The sequence below is a fragment of the Pelatocladus sp. BLCC-F211 genome, assembly GCF_041928655.1.
Classification (GTDB): domain Bacteria; phylum Cyanobacteriota; class Cyanobacteriia; order Cyanobacteriales; family Nostocaceae; genus Pelatocladus.
Genome location: NZ_JBHFLM010000010.1, coordinates 27824 through 47562, shown reverse-complemented (window position 1 = coordinate 47562; position 19739 = coordinate 27824). Strand labels below are relative to the sequence as shown.

Here is a 19739-nt window from a genome sequence, read left to right as displayed (position 1 = left end):
GGCAGAATAGTGACAACAAACACCTCATGGAGTACTTCTATGCATATTCACCTCGACGCTGATGATTTCTCTCGGATGCCACAAAATTTACGCACTCAGCTACTAGACTGGGTTTTCAAGACCAAGCACTTGCAATTTGAACGTGTACCAGCGAATTTGCAACGTGAAATCAAAGTTCCAGTCAAGCAGTTAGATATCTTTGAAAGTAGGATGTCAGAGGAGAATGCAGAACACTCACAGGTAAAGCTGAGTCAACTATTCGATGCAGGTATCACCAAGAAGGGAATGTCTGTGCGAGTTAAGCTTAAGCGGGGAGTGGCAAAAAAATTGCAGCGAGACTATATTAACGGTCTAGAAATTTCCGTCAAAGGAACTATTGTCTATAACGGTGAAGAATTTGATAAACCAAGTCCTCTAGCAGCAAAGGTTAACGGTGGTGCAGCTAATGGGTGGGAATACATCGAAGTAAAGAAAAACGACCAATGGATTCGTTTAGAAGAATTACGACAAATTTGGAGAAACACCAATGATTAGAAATGATTTACTCTCTCGCATTTCCATTGATCCAAATATCTGTTTCGGTAAACCTTGCATTCGCGGACATCGTATTTGGGTTTCTCTGATTCTTGATTATCTTGCAAGCGGTACAACAATTGAGGAAGTTCTTGAAGCATACCCAAGTATCGAACGCGAAGATGTGCTTGCTTGTATCGCTTATGGTTCAGAAATGGCGCGAGGCGCTTTTGTGGAACTTCCTCTAGACAAAAAAAAAGAAGCGAGTGCATGAAGTTAAAGCTAGATGAAAATATCGACATACGTGTTGTAACTTTGTTGCGATTAGCGGGACACGATGTTGCAACTGTACCAGGACAAGGTTTAAGTTCAGCACCGGATGAGGAATTGATTGAAGTTTGTCGCAGTGAGGGTAGATGTTTAGTTACGTGCGACAGAGGATTTGGTAATCGTTTGAAATATAATCCATCAGACTATTCAGGAATTGTAATTATTCGCCTACCCCCACGTTACACATTTGCAGACTGGCGTGAAACGATTGAGACATTAATTGCTGGATTAGAAGCAGCAGATGTCACAGGAAAATTGTGGATTATCCAGCAAGGGAAAGTTCAAGAATATCAACCACTTGAATCAGAGGAAAAAGATTCATGACAGATTTTGAAGATAATTTTGACGATTTACCGAAAGCGGAAGATGTACCAGATTTTGATTCCACAGATGATGACGATGATGAATCGCCGATAAAAAAAGAACTGCTAACAATACGCTTGTTCAAACAAGCAGTGAAAAAATCGAGAGATAATCAAGGAGATACAATTTTAGAAAAGTTTGCAGAATATGTCTTACCCAATCTCATTCAACAGTTAGCGGGTGCAACTGCAAAGGGTGGTAAGTTCTTTGATGTCACAGTTCCAAAAATTAATGCCAAACGTGCTTGTGAAGGTAAACCACCTGTTGATAGAAGAAATGCAGGCGATCAATCGATAGTTGCACATTTACTCAATGGTTTGTTTCCCACTTATCGGATTTTAAGGAAACTGCAAACAGCAAAAGAAACAAATCCTGTCAAGCGAAATTGTGAAGATTTACAAGCTTGTATTTTCATCACTGCTTATCTACTGCATGATTATGAAAAATTCCCAGACTATCAAGCTTGGTTGATTGCCAATGACAAAGAAGGTAAATTTAGCGATCGCGATTGGGAATTAGACACACCTAAAAAAGAAGATGCACCCAATTTAGGACGTGAATACATCACCAAAAAAATACTAGACTTTGGCTTGCATTATTTATTATGTGATGATTGGCAAGATTTTATTGACGATATCATAGAAATTAGTAATAATTCTGGTGTTAAACACGACTCCGATTTAGGTCTGGCTACTCGTGGATTAAAAACCTTAGATGATGAAAGGATAGATAGTAGAATTCGGCAGGTTTTAATCGACCTAGTTTCACTATCTGATTTATTTGCTTCTGTCATCAAACATCCTAGAGATGTAGAAACTGGTCGCTTACCGAATCTAATTAGCAGACTCAGTAACCATCAATTAAAACTTACCTACCATTCTCTTTCAGAAAATCGTGGTGTTCTTACTAATATCCTTAACAATTCATTAATTGAAGCACACCCAGAAGAATTTTATACACCATTGCTTTATCTTCCTGATGGTGTTGTCTACTTAGCACATACAAATGCACCAACCATCACTACTGATACAATTCCTGAAAGTGTTGTTGATAAAATCAAAAGTCTTTGTGCTGAGAAGTTAGGCGAAAGACAAACTGGATTTAACCGTGATGGAAAAGGTTTAAAGTTTGCCGATTATTACTGGCTATTCTTTGATGTTGTCGGATTAATGAAAGTCAGTATTGATGCAGCTTGCAGATTACTTCCAGATGCAAAAAATGCTTCGAGTGGGAAGCGAAGTGAGAGTTTACAAAGCTATCAAACTCAAGGCGAATTGCCTGAAAATTTAAATCTACAATTTATCAACGACATTCGCATTGACCGCTTGGCTGAATTTGGCGATATTTTGTGTCGGGGAATTTGGGGTACTTGGCGGGAACGAGTTCATGAAGCACAAAAAGAATTACCAAAAACAAAAAGAAAAATACCTCCAGAGTTAGATTTAACTCAAAAGCTAGCTGAATACTTAGAATTATCAGAAGAAATACCAGCAGTCAGACAAATTCAATCCCTAAAGAAAACTGGTGGTGTTCCGCTTGATTGGTACTATCTTGCAGCACAGTATTTACACAAGCATCCCGGTAAATATTTTGCTGAAATCTTGGAAGTTATGCGAGGAATGGTAAATCATGCTGCAAGTTTAATTGAGGCAATTATCAAAGATTTTCAAGATATTCCTGATGGTTGGGAGGATTTAAAAACCTACGTTAACCGTGTAATATCATTACCAACAGGAGCAGTTTTAGCACCAGAAACCGAACCATTTTTACTGGAATTAAAACGTTACAATGCCGCAAAAATAACGGGAAGAGGAAGAGAAAGCGTTTGTGCAATGTCGAGTTCTGCTTATACTGTCACTGAACAGATGGAGTCAGCAACTTTATTTGCACCACAAGTTTACAGCAACCGTCAGATTTTATTTAACGCGCAGGCTGCGAAACGGCAAATCTGCTCAATTTGGTCAATTGAAATCATGTTGAGACAGATTTTGATGAATCAAACTAATGCTATTGGTGGAGATTTTGAAAGTCGCAAATATCGCTATCTTTATCTTTATCCCACCTACTTTTTCACACCAGAAACCAATAAATTCTTGCAATTAGCCTACAATCAATTTGCAAGAACGCGATTTGATGCTGAGTTGCGAAAACATTTCATCACTGATAAACAAATAGCAAAATTCAGCATTCAAAATTATCAGCAAGTCGATACACTGCTGATTAAAGAGAATTTACAACCAGATGACGATCGCACTTTTAAAATCAGCTTTCCTGAAAAAGAAACTCTAACATTTTTCTTCTTAGGATTACCCCCAGGAAGAGAACCAACAGACACCGAATCTTGGGTAACACCTGCATGGCTAGCATTAACCTTACCACTAGTTATGGATGTAAAAGTTGTTGCATCCGAGTCACCAGTTCCACCATTTATTAGTGGTGCAGAATTTGAAGAAACGGTGTTATTAGATGGCGAACATCAAGCGATTCATTCTCTGATTAAAAAAGATAATTATCGCTTAGATAGTATCTTACCTCGTAAATCAGGAGAGTTTTCACCATTAAATACACTAACTGCTGCTTACTCAATTCACCTAGAAGTCAATCGGAAAAAAGACGGCGATCCAGATTGGGGTAAGTTAGCAGACTTGGCGCGGGATTTAGCAACTAGTCCGCTTTATGTCTTTCACTACCTCAATAAATGGTTACGAAAACAGGACAAAATCGAGTCAGTATCTATCGCCAAAATGCGCTTGTATTTAGATTTTTACTACTACTTTGAACCAGAAGGAAAAACTGTGAATCAATTACGTCAATTAACAGAACTCTACCGTCGGTTTTACCGTTCTAAGAGTCAATATGCCAAAGCCAATGCAATTCTTAAACCCATTGATGAAGCTGCGGATGTACTTCTGAAAATTGATAAATCTATAGCGAGTGACACTGATTCTTTAACAGATATTGTCGCAGCACGTTTATCGAAATTGATGAATAATGTACGTCGAAAAGCAGCAGAAGGAAAACCCACCCTAACTTTAGTAGATGGAAAGTGGAAACCTGCACTAACTCCAGAAGAAGAACGTCAAGCAGTTTATGAGTTTGCTAGATATTTTGTCAAAGAAATATTTGAGGGAAGTTTTAAAAGCGATCGCGCACGTTTAGCAGGTACACAACTCAATCTGATTCGAGATACCTGTGAATACCTTTATCGCCTCGCAGACGACGAAGAACGCAAGAATATTTCCCAAGCAGAACCCGAAGATATTCCTGATTTGGATGTTGAAGATGCAGCTTAAATATCTGGAGACGCGATATATCACGTCTCTACAATAAATCCCGTATTTTTGTTTAACCTTAACTCTTGGAGAAAATATGAACTTTCTGAAAACCGTTGACGCTAAATTCTTCCACAATGAAATCCCTGCAAAACCAATGGGCAAATATGCACATTTCATTACAATTCGCATCACCGAATCTTACCCATTGTTTCAGACTGACGGAGAATTAAATAAAGCCAAAGTGCGTGCGGGAATTGAACAAAAAGAACCCATTAGCCGCTTGGCAATGTTTAAGCGTAAACAATCTACACCAGAACGTTTAACCGGACGAGAATTACTGCGTAACTATAAAATTGGTGACTGGGAAAAGTGCGACTACAACGTAGATTTTAGCAAAACAACTCCTGATTGTATTCTCTATGGTTTTGCAATTGGTGATGCTGGTTCTGAAAAATCAAAAGTAGTTGTGGACACTGCTTATTCAATCACTCCCTTTGAAGACTCTCACTTGAACTTCACCCTGAATGCACCATTTGAGAACGGAACTATGAGTAGAAACGGGGAAGTTACCAGTAGAATTAATAGCCAAGATCATATCTTACCCCAAGTTTTCTTCCCTAGTATTGTGACACTCAAAGATCCTACTGAAGCCGGATTTTTGTATGTTTTCAATAACATCATTAGAACTCGTCACTATGGCGCACAAACCACCCGTACCGGAAGAGTCAGAAATGAATTAATTGGGGTTATATTTGCGGATGGCGAAATTATCAGCAATCTAAGGTTGACTCAAAAAATTTACGATTTATTGAGCTTTGCAGGAAAAATGCAGCCTCCCGATCCATTGAATGAAGATGATGTTCGTGATGCTGCAAACAAAGCCATTACTGAACTCATGACTCAAGAGTTTATTTCCCACACTGATTATATTGGTGATCGCTTTCTACCTCTCGTCAATGAAATCAAGTCTATTACTAGTGACGAAGATAAACTCAAGGAATTACTAACTCAAGCGAATTTAGAGTCATCTGCTTATGCACAGAAACACATCTTTAAGAGTTCTGATAAAGCTAAGAAAGGTAAAAAAGCAAGTGCAGCAGTTGAGTAAAAACAATGGCAATTATTTACCGTTGTCAAATCGAATTACATGATAGTTTATATCATGCCACGCGTGAAATCGGAAGACTTTATGAAACAGAGCCAGTAATTCACAATTACGCCCTGTGTTATGCACTAGGATTAGTTGATAGCGAAAAATATTCAACAACTGTTCCTGAAAAAGATTCCTACCGCTACTTTTGTCCCGAACAAGTTCCTAAATATGAGGAACATTTAACGCCGCTAAATCAACAGGGAATCTACATTACTCCAGCGCGATCGCTCAATTATACTGCCATTCTCAACACTTGGAAATATGCAAATAATAACTATCATGTTGAGATGGAAAAAACCCAAAAAAACATTCCTAGTTTTGGTAGAGCCAAAGAAATTGCACCCGAAAGTCAATTTGAGTTTTTTGTGATTTCTCAAAAAGACATCAAAGATTTGTTACCAAAATGGATTCGCTTGGGTAAATGGATGAGTAAAGCTGAAGTTACAGTTCAACAATTACCAAAACCCAAATTTACTGAAGGTATATTCACTTGCACTCATCCTTTAAATCCTTTGGATGTCATGTTTACTAATCAAGTGATTAGCTATGATGTGGTAAATATGCCTCCAGTTAGTCTAATTCAAAATGTGCAAATGCAGGGACAATACTACTATTTTGAGGATATCAAAGAACTCAAAATTCCTGTGCAAATGGCATATCGTTTTAAAAATTAATCACTTCCCAAAACCCGAACTACGTTTTCTTTTCTTCGCTGATGCTTGCGCCAGCAACTCTGCACTAAAACCTCCTTGATGTTCCAACATCAATTTGCGGGTGCGCTGGCGTTGGTATTTCTGTACCTCAGTGGCGAGGGGATGACTGGAATCAATATTGAGATGAGTAATGGAGACAACATAACGTTCTTCTTCTTCTGGATTGGATGCTAAAACACACATAATTCCACCCATATCTCCAGAATACTTCACATTTTCAATCACAAATTCTTTGTTGGGATTTGCTACCTCTCCTCGTTCTTTCAAAGTTTTGAGAAACTCTTTCCCCGCTCGTGCTTTAATTGGTAAAGTTTCTTGCAATTTTTCTGTTAGGGCAACTGCTGCATCATAATCGTCAATAATCATCTATATTTCTCCTTTGATGATTTACTCCTAATTTCAAAGCATCTCATGCCACACAGTCTTGTTCTCAATTTGATTCCCCAGTCTCCGATTTACCCTAATTATCTTACTGGCAGACATTACCACGCGCTATTTTTAAATCTTGTGAGTTCGGTAGATAAAAAATTGGGTGATTTACTCCACGACTCCACCGCCGATAAAGCTTTTACTCTTTCTCCGTTACAAGTACAAACAAGTTACACAGGTAATGGTAGTGGCAAGCGAGGACATTTTAGCCACAAAAATTACATTTTGCAATGGGAACAGAATAAACCAATTACTCCAGGTACTCCGTGTTGGTGGCGGATTTCTCTGTTAGATGACACCCTATTTAGTCAACTCACGCCATTGTGGCTAAATATTAATCCTGAACATGCTTGGCACTTAGGTTCTGGAGATTTGTACATCACTAGTATTCTCGGTACTCCCCAATCTACTCAACCTTGGGCGAATGCTTGTACTTATCAACAATTATACGAGCAAGCGTCAGAGAGCGATCGCACAATTTCTCTTACCTTCTCCACACCTACCGCTTTCCGTCAAGGTAAATATGATACTACTTTACCTACTAGAGAATGTGTATTTAATTCTTTATTAGCGCGTTGGAATAAATATAGTGGAATTGAGGTTGACAATATTTCTCTTGATGCAATTTTTCCCAGTTTTGTTAATATTCACACTGAAATATTGGCTGATTCTCGTAGTAAGTTTATTGGCATTATTGGAGAAGTTAATTATCGAATTTTGGGAGAAATTGAACCCATGACAATTAAGCAAATTAATACTTTAGCTGATTTTGCTTTATATGCCGGCGTTGGAAGAAAAACAACAATGGGTATGGGTATAACACGCAGAATTTAATTGACAATATTTTGTTTTTACCACGATGAACAATACAGAATATATTCCGATTGCGGCATTAAATCAATATGCTTATTGTCCGCATCGCTGTTGGCGGATGTTTTGTGCAGAAGAATTTGTTGATAACCAATACACAATTGAAGGTACAAGTTTACATGAGCGTGTACATACTTTGGGAGAGGGAAATCGGGAAGAAACTTGGCAAGTGCGAGCAATTTATTTAAAGTCTGATAAATATCAATTAATTGGTAAATCAGATTTGATTGAATTAGAAAATGGTGAATGGTATCCCGTGGAATATAAGCGAGGACGTAAAGGTGAATGGGATAACGATGAGTTACAAGTATGCGCCCAAGCTTTGTGTTTAGAAGAGATGACAGGAAAACCAGTCACAACTGGATATATTTATTATGCCCACTCTCATCAACGTCAATTAGTGGAGATTTCAGAAGAATTAAAACAGAGTGCGATCGCAACTATTAAATCAGTACAAAACCTCATAGCAACGGGCATTATGCCAATAGCAACCTATAGCAAACGTTGTCACAATTGTAGTTTTTATCAACAATGTTTACCGCAAGTTTCAGAAAAAATTAGGCGGTATGAAGAAGGACAATAGGTAATTAGAGAGGATAACAATAAATCGGATTTTTCATTTATCTAATTAATTTTGGAGTCAAGCATGGGTACAGTATATATCACACAGGAAGATGCATTTATTGGTAAAGTTGATGAAAGGCTCAATGTTAAACATGAGAAAAAAACTATTTTAGATGTGCCTTTAATCAAAATTGATGGTTTGGTAGTTCTGGGAAGAGCAAGTATTTCACCTGCTACTGTTGCTGAGTTAGTTAATCACAAAATTCCTCTGACTTTCTTAACAAATAATGGTAAATATATAGCCCGCTTAGAACCAGAAATGAGTAAGAATATTTTCTTACGTTCTGCCCAGTGGAAAGCTGTGGGAGAATCAACACAAGCTATTCATGCTAGCAAAGGTTTTGTCAGAGGAAAGTTAAAAAACTATCGCCAAAGTTTATTACAAGCACAACGCCGATATACAGAACTTAATTTATATGCTGGAATCAATCAATTAGAAACTGCGATCGCAAATCTTGAACAAGCCACATCTATTAATTCTATCCGAGGTTTAGAAGGTGCTGGTAGTGCGGCGTATTTTGGTTGTTTTAATCAACTAATTCGCGTTGAGAATTTTCAATTCCACACTCGCAACCGTCGTCCCCCTACTGATCCCGCCAACTCTTTGTTGAGTTTGGGTTATGCATTATTACGTCATGATGTCCAAAGTGCAATTAATATTGTTGGCTTCGATCCATATTTAGGATATCTACATACAGAGCGTTATGGAAGACCATCATTAGCACTAGATTTAATGGAAGAATTTCGTCCTCTAATTGTCGATGCAGTAGTTTTAAATGCTATCAATCGCCGTATTCTTTCACCCACAGATTTTATTGCTGAACCAGTTAGTAATGCTGTTTCTCTTACTAAAGAAGGGTTACATAAATTTTTACGACTTTATCAAGAAAAGAAGCAAACAAAATTTAAGCATCCCGTCATGCAAAAGCAATACACTTATCAAGAATCCTTTGAATTACAAGCAAGATTACTTGCAAAATACCTCATGGGCGAAATTGAAAAATATCCACCATTGGTAATGAAGTAATTTGGTCAATTGTCATTTGTTATTTGTCATTTGTCATTTGTCATTGGTGTTTATTCTCTCCCTTGTCTCCCTTGTCCTCCTTGTCCCCCGTGTCTCCCTTGTCCCATGTTTATTGTTGTCAGTTACGATATCCCGGAAGATAAGCGTCGCACCAAAATTCACAAAGTTCTCAAGTCTTATGGACAGTGGATGCAGTATTCTGTATTTGAGTGCAATCTGACGGAAACCCAGTATGCTAAACTGAGGGCGCGGTTGGCAAAACTCATTAAAGCTGATGAAGACAGCATCCGCTTCTATTTTCTTTGTGCTTGCTGTCAGGGTAAGATTGAGCGCATTGGCGGCGAAATGCCAATGGATACTACAGTGTTTTTTGCTTAGTGTTTGCGTCAACCTGTAGGTGTTTGAGATCAGAAGTCTAATTTTATGGCTCAAAGCCTTACCAATTCTACATTTGAAACTGATCACACCAAAATGAGGTTGACGCAAATCCTGAAATGCTTACTAGTCAAGCTTTTGAGTCTATTTTTACAAACATCACCTTGACACTCCAACGTCTGAAAAGCTATATTAACCACAGATTGACGGAATTGAACCTTGAAAACCAAATACAGCAAGGCTTTTAAACCGAGCAGTTGCAACTTTTACTAATCCCTATTAGGGATTGAAACTAAGACTAATTCCATAATATGTCAAGCATTTATCGTTGCAACTTTTACTAATCCCTATTAGGGATTGAAACAAAAAATCAGATTGCAGAATTACAAAGAGAAAATAAGGTTGCAACTTTTACTAATCCCTATTAGGGATTGAAACTGCAGCTAGCCAATACCATCCAGGTTGTAACGTTAAGGTTGCAACTTTTACTAATCCCTATTAGGGATTGAAACTGATTGGAAGTTTTTTTCGCTGGCCTAGTATCGTGTTGCAACTTTTACTAATCCCTATTAGGGATTGAAACCATATGCTCAATGGTACATGGATTACTATTTACCCAAGTTGCAACTTTTACTAATCCCTATTAGGGATTGAAACCTAGAACAGGAGCAACCCCATCTGGTATAGGCTCGGGTTGCAACTTTTACTAATCCCTATTAGGGATTGAAACGATCTACAGCAGCACCAATCGCATTAAATATTGATTCGTTGCAACTTTTACTAATCCCTATTAGGGATTGAAACGCTGATTGTTGGTTCGTAGGTTGGCTCGTTGTGTTGCAACTTTTACTAATCCCTATTAGGGATTGAAACAGGAGGTGATACATTTGGCTTTTGAGGTAATCATGGTTGCAACTTTTACTAATCCCTATTAGGGATTGAAACATGCAAGAGATATTGTTGTACATTGTGTTCACTACGTTGCAACTTTTACTAATCCCTATTAGGGATTGAAACATTTACGTGACATATCCAAATTATTCAATGCCATGTGTTGCAACTTTTACTAATCCCTATTAGGGATTGAAACTTGGGATTATGGACGAGATGCCCATACTTAAAGTTGCAACTTTTACTAATCCCTATTAGGGATTGAAACATTGATTAATAAGCAGGGTGTATTACCAGTGAATCGTTGCAACTTTTACTAATCCCTATTAGGGATTGAAACACGTGGAAGACCCTCGTTGCAAAACAAAAGCTCCTGTTGCAACTTTTACTAATCCCTATTAGGGATTGAAACAAAGCTCATATCTCCCAACTCTGTATTCACTTTAAGTTGCAACTTTTACTAATCCCTATTAGGGATTGAAACCACGCGCAAAGCTTGTACAACTTTAACGAAATTGTTGCAACTTTTACTAATCCCTATTAGGGATTGAAACAGTCGTTGGGAGAGCCAAGGCATCTTGGATTAGGGTTGCAACTTTTACTAATCCCTATTAGGGATTGAAACACTTGCTGAATCAATCGCCCCATTGGCTTACGCGTTGCAACTTTTACTAATCCCTATTAGGGATTGAAACGCCAAAACCCACCCGTCTTGCAACGATGTCCCGCAGTTGCAACTTTTACTAATCCCTATTAGGGATTGAAACTCAAAAGATGACAGATCAGACAAAGTCCGTCAAGTTGCAACTTTTACTAATCCCTATTAGGGATTGAAACCAATTGAGCGATCGCGACTACATGAACATACTGCCGCCCTTGTTGCAACTTTTACTAATCCCTATTAGGGATTGAAACCGAGCTTCATCAAAAATTATGAGTGATTGGGCTACGTTGCAACTAACATTAATCCCTATTAAGGACTGATATCTATATTTAATTATCCACGTCTAATTGGCAAAATTCGCACCCGATATTGTGCTTTATCAATAGTAACTAAAGCGCCTAACTTTAATTCACATTCAAATTGTTGTAAAGCAGAAATCACAAGATTTTCTATGCTGACAGGTAAAACATCTTGGGTACGAACTTGAATTACGCTTGGTGTTTCAGCTTGACTTGCAGCTAGCAGAGAACCAAAGTCTAAATCATGAGTAAAAACGATGTATCCATAAGCCTTTGCCCACTCCATAATAACTGTATCCCGTTCGTGGGGATTACCAACACTAGACCAATGAACAGATTCAATATTGTACCTTTCAAAAACCACAACCCAATCTGGGGATAAATTCATATCTATTAGGATTTTCATGCAGTTTTTAGGGGTACTTCAATTTCTTCAGCCCGCCAAGCTGCATAAGCAAGTGCCTCGTAAATATCTGCCTCTTCCAGGTAAGGATATGCTTTGATAATATCGCTGGGACTATGTCCAGATGCCATTAAACCAACAATTGTGCCAACGGTGACACGCATTCCTCTAATGCAGGGTTTCCCACCCATGACTTCTGGGTTACGGGTAATTCTAGTGAGGTTTTGCATAGCTGTTATTGCTTGTGCTGTTTCATCCATATTAATCCCTATTAGGGATTGAAACTTGTCAACAACTGGAGACACAGCGATTAAGCTAGAAAATAGGAATATCAACAGGGAGACGAATGTGAACAGTATAGTTCACTGGCAACAACGAGTAGGGAATCAAAGAGATTGGGTATGGCGGGGTTGGCAAACTCGCTATACTTATATTCGCCCTAGCCAAAATCACCATAACTCAACCCCCCTAATATTGCTGCATGGGTTTGGTGCTTCCATAGGACATTGGCGACACAATTTAGAAGTGTTGGGAGAACAGCATACAGTCTACGCGCTAGACATGTTGGGTTTTGGAGCTTCCGAAAAAGCGTGTGCCAATTATAACATCCAGCTTTGGGTAGAACAAGTATATGACTTTTGGAAAACATTTATCCGTCAGCCTGTAATTTTAGTGGGTAACTCCCTCGGTTCGCTGGTTTCCTTAGCTGCGGCTGCTACTTATCCAGAGATGGTACAGGGTGTGGTAATGATGAGTTTACCAGACCCATCTTTAGAGCAAGAAGCGATTCCTGCTTTTTTGCATCCTGTTGTTGCCACAATTAAAAATATGGTGGCTTCACCATTATTAATGAAACCCCTATTTTATTTTGTTCGCCGACCAAATATACTACGACGTTGGGCTGCTCTTGCCTACGCTAATCCAGAAGCGATCACCGATGAACTAGTAGAAATATTAGCAGGCCCCCCCCAAGACAGAGGTTCGGCGCGTGCTTTTAGTGCTTTATTTAAAGCAACAATTAGTGCCAATTTTGGCATGAGTGTCAAGTCTATGTTGCCTAACTTAACAATTCCCATGTTGTTGATTTGGGGACAAAAAGATAAATTTGTGCCACCAGCACTTGCGAATGAATTTGCTCAGTATAACGATAATTTACAATTGCTAAGTCTAGAAGATGTCGGTCATTGTCCCCACGATGAGAATCCAGAAATTATCAACCAAGCAATTTTAGATTGGATTAATTCACTCTCGCGATCGCCAAAATAAAAATAACTCTGTACTAGATATTAGACCTCTTGCAAAAGTCGAATGAACTCCCCTCAATCCCCTCATGAACGGGGAAAAGATTTAGTTCCCTCCCCGTTTACGGGGAGGGTTAGGGTGGGGTAAAAATATTTTTGCAAGAGGTCTATTAGTTCAGCCCAAAAACCTTAAATTGTCCAGTTCCTAGTAAGTGCTACCCTGCCGGAACGCTGCACGTACAGCACTCAAGCATCATATATTCAACCAGCCATTAAGGGTTTGTAGTAAGGACTTTAGTGCTTAAAAAATAAGGACTAAAGTCCTTACTACGAACTTTATTTTAAACTAGACAGATCACCACTACAAATTAGCCAATCGTAACTTGATTGATATCAACAGCAGTCGCCCCATTCACATTTCGCGCCACAGAAACCATTTTGTTGAGAATATCTTGGCTAGGGACTTTACCTTTTAATACAACAGTGCTACCAGTTTGAGCAACCCAAAGAGTATCGATATCATCTAATTGATTATCTTGATCAAATGCTAATGCTACACGCTTTGCTAAACCACTCTGATCATATTCTCCATTCAACCCCATCCGTTCTGGAGAAATTTGTTGAGTAGCAGCAGGTGTAGCAGCCTGTTGTTGTTGTACTGCTTGGGGAGCAGGATTTACTTGAGCATTTTGTGGTTTTTCTAATCCAAAAAGTCTTTTTAACCAACCCATAAACTTTGTCTCCTATAATATTAATAACTATTTGCAATATAAAAACTAAAACATCGGATTTACATCTATCTATGTTCTGATGTTGAGTTCAAAAGACTGATACTATGGGATGAAAAATTATGATCTTTGTGTCTTGGTAGTAAAAAAGTCTTGAACTATTATTGTTTATTCATATATCGAAATATAGCTGCAATATTTCGTGCATCATCAATACCACGATGATGTGTGCCTTGTAATTCTATCCCCAAATGTTGCAGAGCTTGCGCCATGCCAAATTTTTGTGACGTTCCACAATATTCTGAAAATTCTTTTTTAATATTTCTATGTTCTGAATTAAAAGGATAGGGGACATTGTGAAATTTACAATCTCTGAGAAACTGGTTTTTATCGTACTCTCCCCAAGAACAAAAAGTATGATTAGGAAATGAATATATCCATTCTTTAAAAGAAGAAATCACCTCTGGAAATTTCGCAGCAGTATCTACATCTTGCTGACGAATAGTAGTTAATTCCGTACAAAAATCCGTAAGTTGTGGATTTCTCACAGGTTGAATAAATTGCTGATATTCTGAGTCAATTTGCCATGTTGAGCCATTCAACATCACTGCACCAATTTCGATGATTTCTGTTTCATGCCTGGGAATACTATTGTCATTAGAGCAAGTAGCCTCTATATCGACTATGAGAAAATATTGAGTCATCCGATTTTGGATTTTAGATTTTGGATTAAAGTAGGTAGGCACAATTAAACCGAACTATATAAACTTATGTAAAACATCAGAAACGCTTTGAATATTAAGCTTTTAAGAGATTTACATTTCTTAATCTAGTTGTGTTTTTTAGCGCCCACCTACTAATTTCACGGATAAATCCGCTTTCTTGTACCCTAATTGGAATTATCCGTCATATTTTAAATTATAATTACTAATTATAATTTTCTCTAAGTATTATTGACAATAAGCTAATTATGTGTATTAAAGTTAGATAAAAAAGGTTTAACCCAACCTTGTTGGATAGCTACATCAAGAGCGATCGCAGCGATTTCAAACCACAGCACACCCTCGAAAGTCAAAATCACAAACGGTAGCACATCACCAGTACAAGCAACACCAACATCTATCTGGGCTAATCCTCGTACCAAACCGAAAGCTAACACTCCACCAGCCTTGAGGTGCGGGTTTTGATCTTGACGGATGATATAACGATAAGTAGCGCCAAATAACAACCCAGAGAAACTTGCTATTGCGCCACTCAGCAGAAACTGTAAATTGAAGAGTTCAACTGCTAGAGTGCGAAGTTCAGGAAAATATTTTGCTAAAACCAGATTGTTAATCAACGAAGTGATCAGGAAAGCTGAGAGTAAACACAAAGCTGCCAAAATCCCAACCTTGATAGATTCTAGGCGTTCTGCCATTAAATTATCTGAAGTATTATTCATTCACAAGCTGGGGAAGGGGGATAAGGGAAGGGGGACAAGGGAGACAATTTCTCAATTATCAGTTGACAGTTAACAGTTACCAGTTTAATTTGATAACTGATAACTGATAACTGATCACTGATTCATGCCCAATGCCTATTGACCAACCAACAACCAATTCCCAGTATTATAAATATTAGAGTAGTTTTGTAAAATAAATTAAGAAGTAGAACTATGGAGATTTTGACACTAGGATGGGTTTCACTGCTGGCTGTTTTCACCTGGTCAATTGCAATGGTAGTTTGGGGTCGTAACGGATTGTAGAGGTATCGTGGAAAGTCCACTCCTAAGTATTTTGGCTTTGGTTGCTCTGGTGCTATTAGTGGTAGTTACCGGAGGAGTTGGTTATCTAACGCTAGCCGATTGGCGCGATCGCCGTCTTCAAGAACAAGAAAAACGCGAAGTTCGACGCAGCAATCCGAAGCGACGATGAAAATCTACAACTAGAGACGCTTCAACAGTTATCAGTTGTCAGTTATCAGTTATCAGGTTTATCTGTGTTGACTAATAACTTATGACTGATAAGAATGGAGCGTCTCTACAGGTTATATTTTTGCTAGTAGATTTTGCTTGATAGACAAAAATTATTGCTGAAAATTATTGCTTCTGGTAGTAATCCCAAACTAATGCAATCAGTACTGCTAAACCAGTAATTGCCAAAGCATGGAGAGGGTTTTGTCCTTGACTGACTGCAAAGGATGTAACTACACCAGCACCCAAAGCAGCAGTAACAGCAGCAGTAACTAAGTCAGATTTGGAATTGCGATTATACATAATTTTATCTTTGATCTTTGAGGATGAATTGATTCAATTCAAGCTGTATATATCTCCCTCAAAGTAACATCCGGTTTTTGGGATTTTGACCTTTTAATAAATATCGCAATTAAGCTTTACTTTTGCTTACAAAGTAAATAAAACTTAAGGCAAAATTTAATTAGAGTTTGTAGTAAGCACTTTAGTGCTTGAATATTGTAGGACTAAAGTCCTAACTACAAACGCATTTACCCATCATAATTAATGCAATTAAGCAGTAAACTCTCTATTGTTGTTCTGTGTCGTCTGTTGTTTGAGTATCATCTTGTTCGTCAATTTTCGCGACATTACCCGATTTTACCCAACCTTCTTGATCACTATTTTCTAAACGAATTTTTTGCCAATCGTTATCGCTGCTTTCTTCTAAAACTATGACTTTTTGATTAAAAGCAGCTCCTCCAACACGTTCAGCGTCGGGAGTTGGTTCTTTTCGCAGACGTAAGCCCTGTTTCCAGGTTACACGCGCTTTATATGCTCCTGGTGGTAGTGCTTCTGGTGATTCCTCTGGCTTAGGCGTTTCTTTGGGAGTTTTTTGAGCATCGGGAGTTGATGAAGATTTTTCTAAAGAGACTTGATTCGTTTTTGATGTTTGAGATTTTGGTGCTTGTGTCTTCACCAGAGGTTGATCATTGGCATAAATTGGTTTAGGCGGAGGTGCAGAAACTCGATTCATAAAATACAGCGCCATAGCAAACCCGCCACCAATTAAAATCGCGATCGCTAATATAAACCCGAATATATATTTAAATACTTGAATCACCATAATTTAGAACTTCGGCATAAATAAATGTATTTTTCGTGTTGTTTTTGGGGGATCGGGGATCAGGGATCGGGAATAGTGGTTAACTATCATCCACTAACAAATAACACTAACCACTAACAACTAACCACTAAATAAGTACTTAGACAGAATTAATTACACACATTGTTTTTCTGTTCCCTATCTCCACGAATGAATTTAATTTTGTCCAACTACCTACTAACCAAACCACAACTAGCTATTTTAACTGGCGTTGGATGCGATCGCTCAAAGGACTGTGTTTAGATGCTAAACGCGCCCTCCCAGCTGCGGCCCATTCTTGTAGTTGTTGAATTTGTTCGGTGGCGGTGCGGGCTAAGGGTATGATTTGGCTGGCAGCTTCTAAAATGTCATCGGTAGTAAAGTCGCGGTTTTGGCTAAAACCGATGTGCATGGCTTCAATTAAAGTTTGTTCAATTTCTGCACCAGAAAAATCGGGTGTTTCATACGCCAACCTGTCGATATCATAACTTTTAATGTTATGGGCCCGTAGTCTTGATAAATGCACATTGAAAATAGCTTTTCTTTCTTCCTGGGTAGGTAAACCAACGAAGAAAATTTCATCAAATCGCCCTTTTCTTAGCATTTCTGGCGGTAGGGCTTGGATATCGTTAGCGGTAGAAACTACAAATACGGGTGAGGTTTTCTCGGCTAACCAGGTAATAAATGTACCGAAAACACGGCTAGTTGTTCCCGCATCACCTTTGCTACCTAGTCCCGAAAAGGCTTTATCGATCTCGTCTATCCACAATACACAAGGGGCGAGGGCTTCGGCTACTTGGATCATTTGGCGTGTGCGGGATTCTGATTCACCCACTAAACCTGCAAATAATCGTCCCACATCCAAGCGCAGTAGAGGTAAGTGCCAATGATGAGCGATCGCTTTGGCTGTTAATGATTTACCAGTTCCCTGGATACCTACTAACAGCAAACCACGCGGGTGCGGTAATCCGTACTGTCTCGCTCGTTCTGTAAACGCACCTCCCCGACGCAGTAACCAATCTTTGAGATTATCCAATCCGCCGATGTCAGAAATTTGCTCGGTTGCGGGGATAAAATCGAGAATCTGGGTTTGGCGGATAGTTTGGCGTTTTTCTTCTAAAACCAGATCCACATCTTCCGGTTGTAATTCACCGTGAGTGGCGATCGCTTTTGCTAATACCCGGCGTATCCTTTCCATTGATAGCCCTTGACAAGAGCGCACCAAGTCATCTAAAAATTTGCTGGAGGGAGAATGACCAGTAGCGATTAACAAGCGTTCTACTTCTGAGCGAATTTCGGCGGCGCTGGGTAAAGGGAACTCTACAACTGTCAAAACTTCGGTTAAATCATCTGGAATCGCAACTCTCGGCGACAACAGGATGATATTTTTTGGTTGTGACTTGAGGAGTCTCGCTAAATTGCGGAGTTTGCGAGAAATAGCCACATCGTCTAAAAAACGATGATAGTCCCGCAGGATAAATACTCCCGGTGCTGTGGCGGGAATTTTTTCGACAAATTCTAAAGCTTGCAAAGGATTACGTCGCCCAAAACCTTGATCATTGGGGTTTCCTTGATACCCATCGACAAAATCCCAAGTGTAAACCGGACGATTACCCTGATTTGCTGCTTCTTCCCGAATTGCGCCTTCTAAACGTTCTTCCTCGTAGGTGGGAATATAGATGAGCGGATAGCGAGCGCGGAGCAGTAGTTTGAACTCTTCACGAAAGCTCATGATATTTTGGATGTTATTAGTGAGTTGTTATTTGATGTAGTTCTTTCATTTTTAAGGTTTGTACTCCTCTTCACAACTGTTTTGATCTTTATTTATCTTTTTTTTCTCTATATAAAGTGAATATATCAAAAGCGATCGCTTCTGTTTCACTTCAAGTAATACCAATTTGAAACAAGAATGCGACAGATAGATTTACAAAACTCTTATGCACAAACAGTTTCCCAATCCAAAACCCATAGACGCCCTACCCTAACGGGTAGACACGGAGTGGCTCCCGTAGGTAGCCGCAAGGCGTCTATGGGTGGCTTCAAGGGAGAGTAATCCAAAATCCAAAATCGTATAACAGAGCCTCCCAAAAATTATTCCCAGCCAGAGACTGGGAACGAAGAAATAGCCAAATCACTAATGACTAATGACTAATGACCAATGACCAATGACCAATGACTAAGATGGAAGTTGCTTTTTCAAAGCTTCCAAAGAAGCCCAACGACGATCTACAGCGCGAGTAGAGTCTTGATCATGACTTGGTTGAATACCTGGACAATTTTGATCACAGAGTTGGCGCTGAGGAATTGCTAGGCATACTTGCTCATATAACCATTCACCAGGGTCAAAATATCCGTGGGGTGATAAAGTTTCTACTAAATCTTCCACAGCTATTTCCCGTTCTAGGGGTAAAGATACTTCTTGCTCTGCGGCTTCGTCTAACCAGATGATTTCGGAGGTATCAACCACTAAACGATGATTGTAGTTTTGCAAGCAGCGGTTGCAGGTACAAGTAATAATTGTTTCTGCTTTTCCAGATAATTCTAAGTAATTACCCTGATGTTGCACACGAACACGCCCGCGAACTGGTGTCAAGGTATCCAAACCAGACAGAAACTCTTTAACCTGGATCTCCTCTGTCCGCTCCGGCGCTTTGGTTAGCTGCGGAATATAAATTGCGTCCATAGGATTTGTGAGACATCCTCACCGAAAATGAGCTTTTCTATCAGCAAAATAGCTGATAATACTCCTTTAGTCTAACTTTTTTGG

Annotated in this window: 23 protein-coding genes and 1 CRISPR repeat array; of the genes, 13 read left to right on the top strand and 10 right to left on the bottom strand. The window is 38.9% G+C overall.

Features of this window, described 5'->3' with window-relative positions; translation table 11 throughout:
* The first annotated feature begins 39 nt into the window (after positions 1-39).
* The 6 genes from ACE1AT_RS00895 to cas5d all read left to right on the top strand — a co-directional run bounded on the left by ACE1AT_RS00895 (position 40) and on the right by cas5d (position 6308).
* On the top strand, positions 40-534 hold the full coding sequence (locus ACE1AT_RS00895; protein ID WP_374865456.1) for a hypothetical protein: 495 nt from the start codon (positions 40-42) through the stop codon (positions 532-534).
* Positions 527-787: a DUF433 domain-containing protein gene (locus ACE1AT_RS00890; protein ID WP_374865455.1), complete on the top strand. Its 261-nt coding sequence runs from the start codon at positions 527-529 to the stop codon at positions 785-787. Before ACE1AT_RS00895 ends, ACE1AT_RS00890 begins: the two co-directional genes overlap by 8 nt.
* Positions 784-1167, top strand: coding sequence for a DUF5615 family PIN-like protein (locus tag ACE1AT_RS00885; protein WP_374865454.1), 384 nt, complete (start codon positions 784-786; stop codon positions 1165-1167). Before ACE1AT_RS00890 ends, ACE1AT_RS00885 begins: the two co-directional genes overlap by 4 nt.
* Positions 1164-4499 carry a type I-D CRISPR-associated protein Cas10d/Csc3 gene (gene cas10d / locus ACE1AT_RS00880; protein ID WP_374865453.1) on the top strand — a complete coding sequence of 1112 codons (3336 nt, stop codon included), beginning with the start codon at positions 1164-1166 and terminating at the stop codon, positions 4497-4499. Before ACE1AT_RS00885 ends, cas10d begins: the two co-directional genes overlap by 4 nt.
* Positions 4500-4575: 76 nt before the next feature.
* Positions 4576-5589: a type I-D CRISPR-associated protein Cas7/Csc2 gene (gene cas7d / locus ACE1AT_RS00875; protein ID WP_374865452.1), complete on the top strand. Its 1014-nt coding sequence runs from the start codon at positions 4576-4578 to the stop codon at positions 5587-5589.
* Positions 5590-5594: 5 nt separating this feature from the next.
* Positions 5595-6308 carry a type I-D CRISPR-associated protein Cas5/Csc1 gene (cas5d, locus tag ACE1AT_RS00870; RefSeq protein ID WP_374865451.1) on the top strand — a complete coding sequence of 238 codons (714 nt, stop codon included), beginning with the start codon at positions 5595-5597 and terminating at the stop codon, positions 6306-6308.
* On the opposite strand, the gene ACE1AT_RS00865 is transcribed toward cas5d, so the two are convergent.
* The gene (locus ACE1AT_RS00865) at positions 6309-6713 is read right to left on the bottom strand and encodes a hypothetical protein (RefSeq protein WP_374865450.1); all 405 of its coding nucleotides are present in this window, start codon (positions 6711-6713) and stop codon (positions 6309-6311) included. It abuts the gene before it with no gap.
* 45 nt (positions 6714-6758) lie between these two features.
* Between ACE1AT_RS00865 and cas6 the strand changes: the two genes are divergently transcribed.
* The 4 genes from cas6 (at position 6759) to cas2 (ending at position 9675) form a co-directional block, all read left to right on the top strand.
* On the top strand, positions 6759-7610 hold the full coding sequence (gene cas6, locus ACE1AT_RS00860; protein ID WP_374865449.1) for a CRISPR-associated endoribonuclease Cas6: 852 nt from the start codon (positions 6759-6761) through the stop codon (positions 7608-7610).
* A gap of 25 nt (positions 7611-7635) precedes the next feature.
* Entirely contained in the window at positions 7636-8229 is a 594-nt protein-coding gene (gene cas4, locus ACE1AT_RS00855; RefSeq protein WP_374865448.1) for a CRISPR-associated protein Cas4, read from the top strand.
* A gap of 63 nt (positions 8230-8292) precedes the next feature.
* A complete protein-coding gene (cas1d, locus tag ACE1AT_RS00850) occupies positions 8293-9297 on the top strand; it encodes a type I-D CRISPR-associated endonuclease Cas1d (protein WP_374865447.1) in 1005 nt (334 codons plus the stop codon).
* Positions 9298-9402: 105 nt separating this feature from the next.
* Positions 9403-9675, top strand: coding sequence for a CRISPR-associated endonuclease Cas2 (cas2, locus tag ACE1AT_RS00845; protein WP_374865446.1), 273 nt, complete (start codon positions 9403-9405; stop codon positions 9673-9675).
* A gap of 253 nt (positions 9676-9928) precedes the next feature.
* Positions 9929-11550: direct repeats of the CRISPR family, unit length 37 nt; unit sequence GTTGCAACTTTTACTAATCCCTATTAGGGATTGAAAC.
* Positions 11551-11560: 10 nt separating this feature from the next.
* Here the strand turns inward: cas2 and ACE1AT_RS00840 are convergent.
* Together ACE1AT_RS00840 and ACE1AT_RS00835 are read right to left on the bottom strand one after the other, a co-directional pair.
* Positions 11561-11932: a DUF5615 family PIN-like protein gene (locus ACE1AT_RS00840; protein WP_374865445.1), complete on the bottom strand. Its 372-nt coding sequence runs from the start codon at positions 11930-11932 to the stop codon at positions 11561-11563.
* Complete coding sequence (locus ACE1AT_RS00835) at positions 11929-12159, bottom strand: DUF433 domain-containing protein (RefSeq protein ID WP_374865460.1); 231 nt, start codon at positions 12157-12159, stop codon at positions 11929-11931. Before ACE1AT_RS00835 ends, ACE1AT_RS00840 begins: the two co-directional genes overlap by 4 nt.
* A 118-nt stretch (positions 12160-12277) precedes the next feature.
* Here ACE1AT_RS00835 and ACE1AT_RS00830 point away from each other — a divergent pair, with 118 nt between their 5' ends.
* Positions 12278-13195, top strand: coding sequence for an alpha/beta fold hydrolase (locus tag ACE1AT_RS00830; protein ID WP_374865444.1), 918 nt, complete (start codon positions 12278-12280; stop codon positions 13193-13195).
* A 343-nt stretch (positions 13196-13538) separates the two neighbouring features.
* Here ACE1AT_RS00830 and ACE1AT_RS00825 read toward each other — a convergent pair whose 3' ends face one another.
* The 3 genes from ACE1AT_RS00825 to ACE1AT_RS00815 form a co-directional block, all read right to left on the bottom strand.
* Complete coding sequence (locus ACE1AT_RS00825; protein ID WP_374865443.1) at positions 13539-13901, bottom strand: BON domain-containing protein; 363 nt, start codon at positions 13899-13901, stop codon at positions 13539-13541.
* Positions 13902-14059: 158 nt separating this feature from the next.
* Entirely contained in the window at positions 14060-14602 is a 543-nt protein-coding gene (locus ACE1AT_RS00820) for an exonuclease domain-containing protein (protein WP_374865442.1), read from the bottom strand.
* A gap of 260 nt (positions 14603-14862) precedes the next feature.
* Entirely contained in the window at positions 14863-15339 is a 477-nt protein-coding gene (locus ACE1AT_RS00815) for a hypothetical protein (protein WP_374865441.1), read from the bottom strand.
* 213 nt (positions 15340-15552) lie between these two features.
* Here ACE1AT_RS00815 and petN point away from each other — a divergent pair, with 213 nt between their 5' ends.
* Positions 15553-15642 carry a cytochrome b6-f complex subunit PetN gene (petN, locus tag ACE1AT_RS00810; protein WP_071589177.1) on the top strand — a complete coding sequence of 30 codons (90 nt, stop codon included), beginning with the start codon at positions 15553-15555 and terminating at the stop codon, positions 15640-15642.
* 7 nt (positions 15643-15649) lie between these two features.
* Entirely contained in the window at positions 15650-15811 is a 162-nt protein-coding gene (locus ACE1AT_RS00805; protein ID WP_016863190.1) for a hypothetical protein, read from the top strand.
* A 164-nt stretch (positions 15812-15975) separates the two neighbouring features.
* On the opposite strand, the gene ACE1AT_RS00800 is transcribed toward ACE1AT_RS00805, so the two are convergent.
* From ACE1AT_RS00800 to ACE1AT_RS00785, 4 genes are all read right to left on the bottom strand, one after another.
* On the bottom strand, positions 15976-16152 hold the full coding sequence (locus tag ACE1AT_RS00800; protein WP_016863191.1) for a hypothetical protein: 177 nt from the start codon (positions 16150-16152) through the stop codon (positions 15976-15978).
* A gap of 265 nt (positions 16153-16417) precedes the next feature.
* A complete protein-coding gene (locus ACE1AT_RS00795) occupies positions 16418-16954 on the bottom strand; it encodes an SH3 domain-containing protein (protein ID WP_374865440.1) in 537 nt (178 codons plus the stop codon).
* Positions 16955-17189: 235 nt separating this feature from the next.
* On the bottom strand, positions 17190-18704 hold the full coding sequence (locus ACE1AT_RS00790) for an AAA family ATPase (RefSeq protein ID WP_374865439.1): 1515 nt from the start codon (positions 18702-18704) through the stop codon (positions 17190-17192).
* 444 nt (positions 18705-19148) lie between these two features.
* Complete coding sequence (locus ACE1AT_RS00785; RefSeq protein WP_374865438.1) at positions 19149-19655, bottom strand: DUF177 domain-containing protein; 507 nt, start codon at positions 19653-19655, stop codon at positions 19149-19151.
* Positions 19656-19739 lie beyond the last annotated feature (84 nt).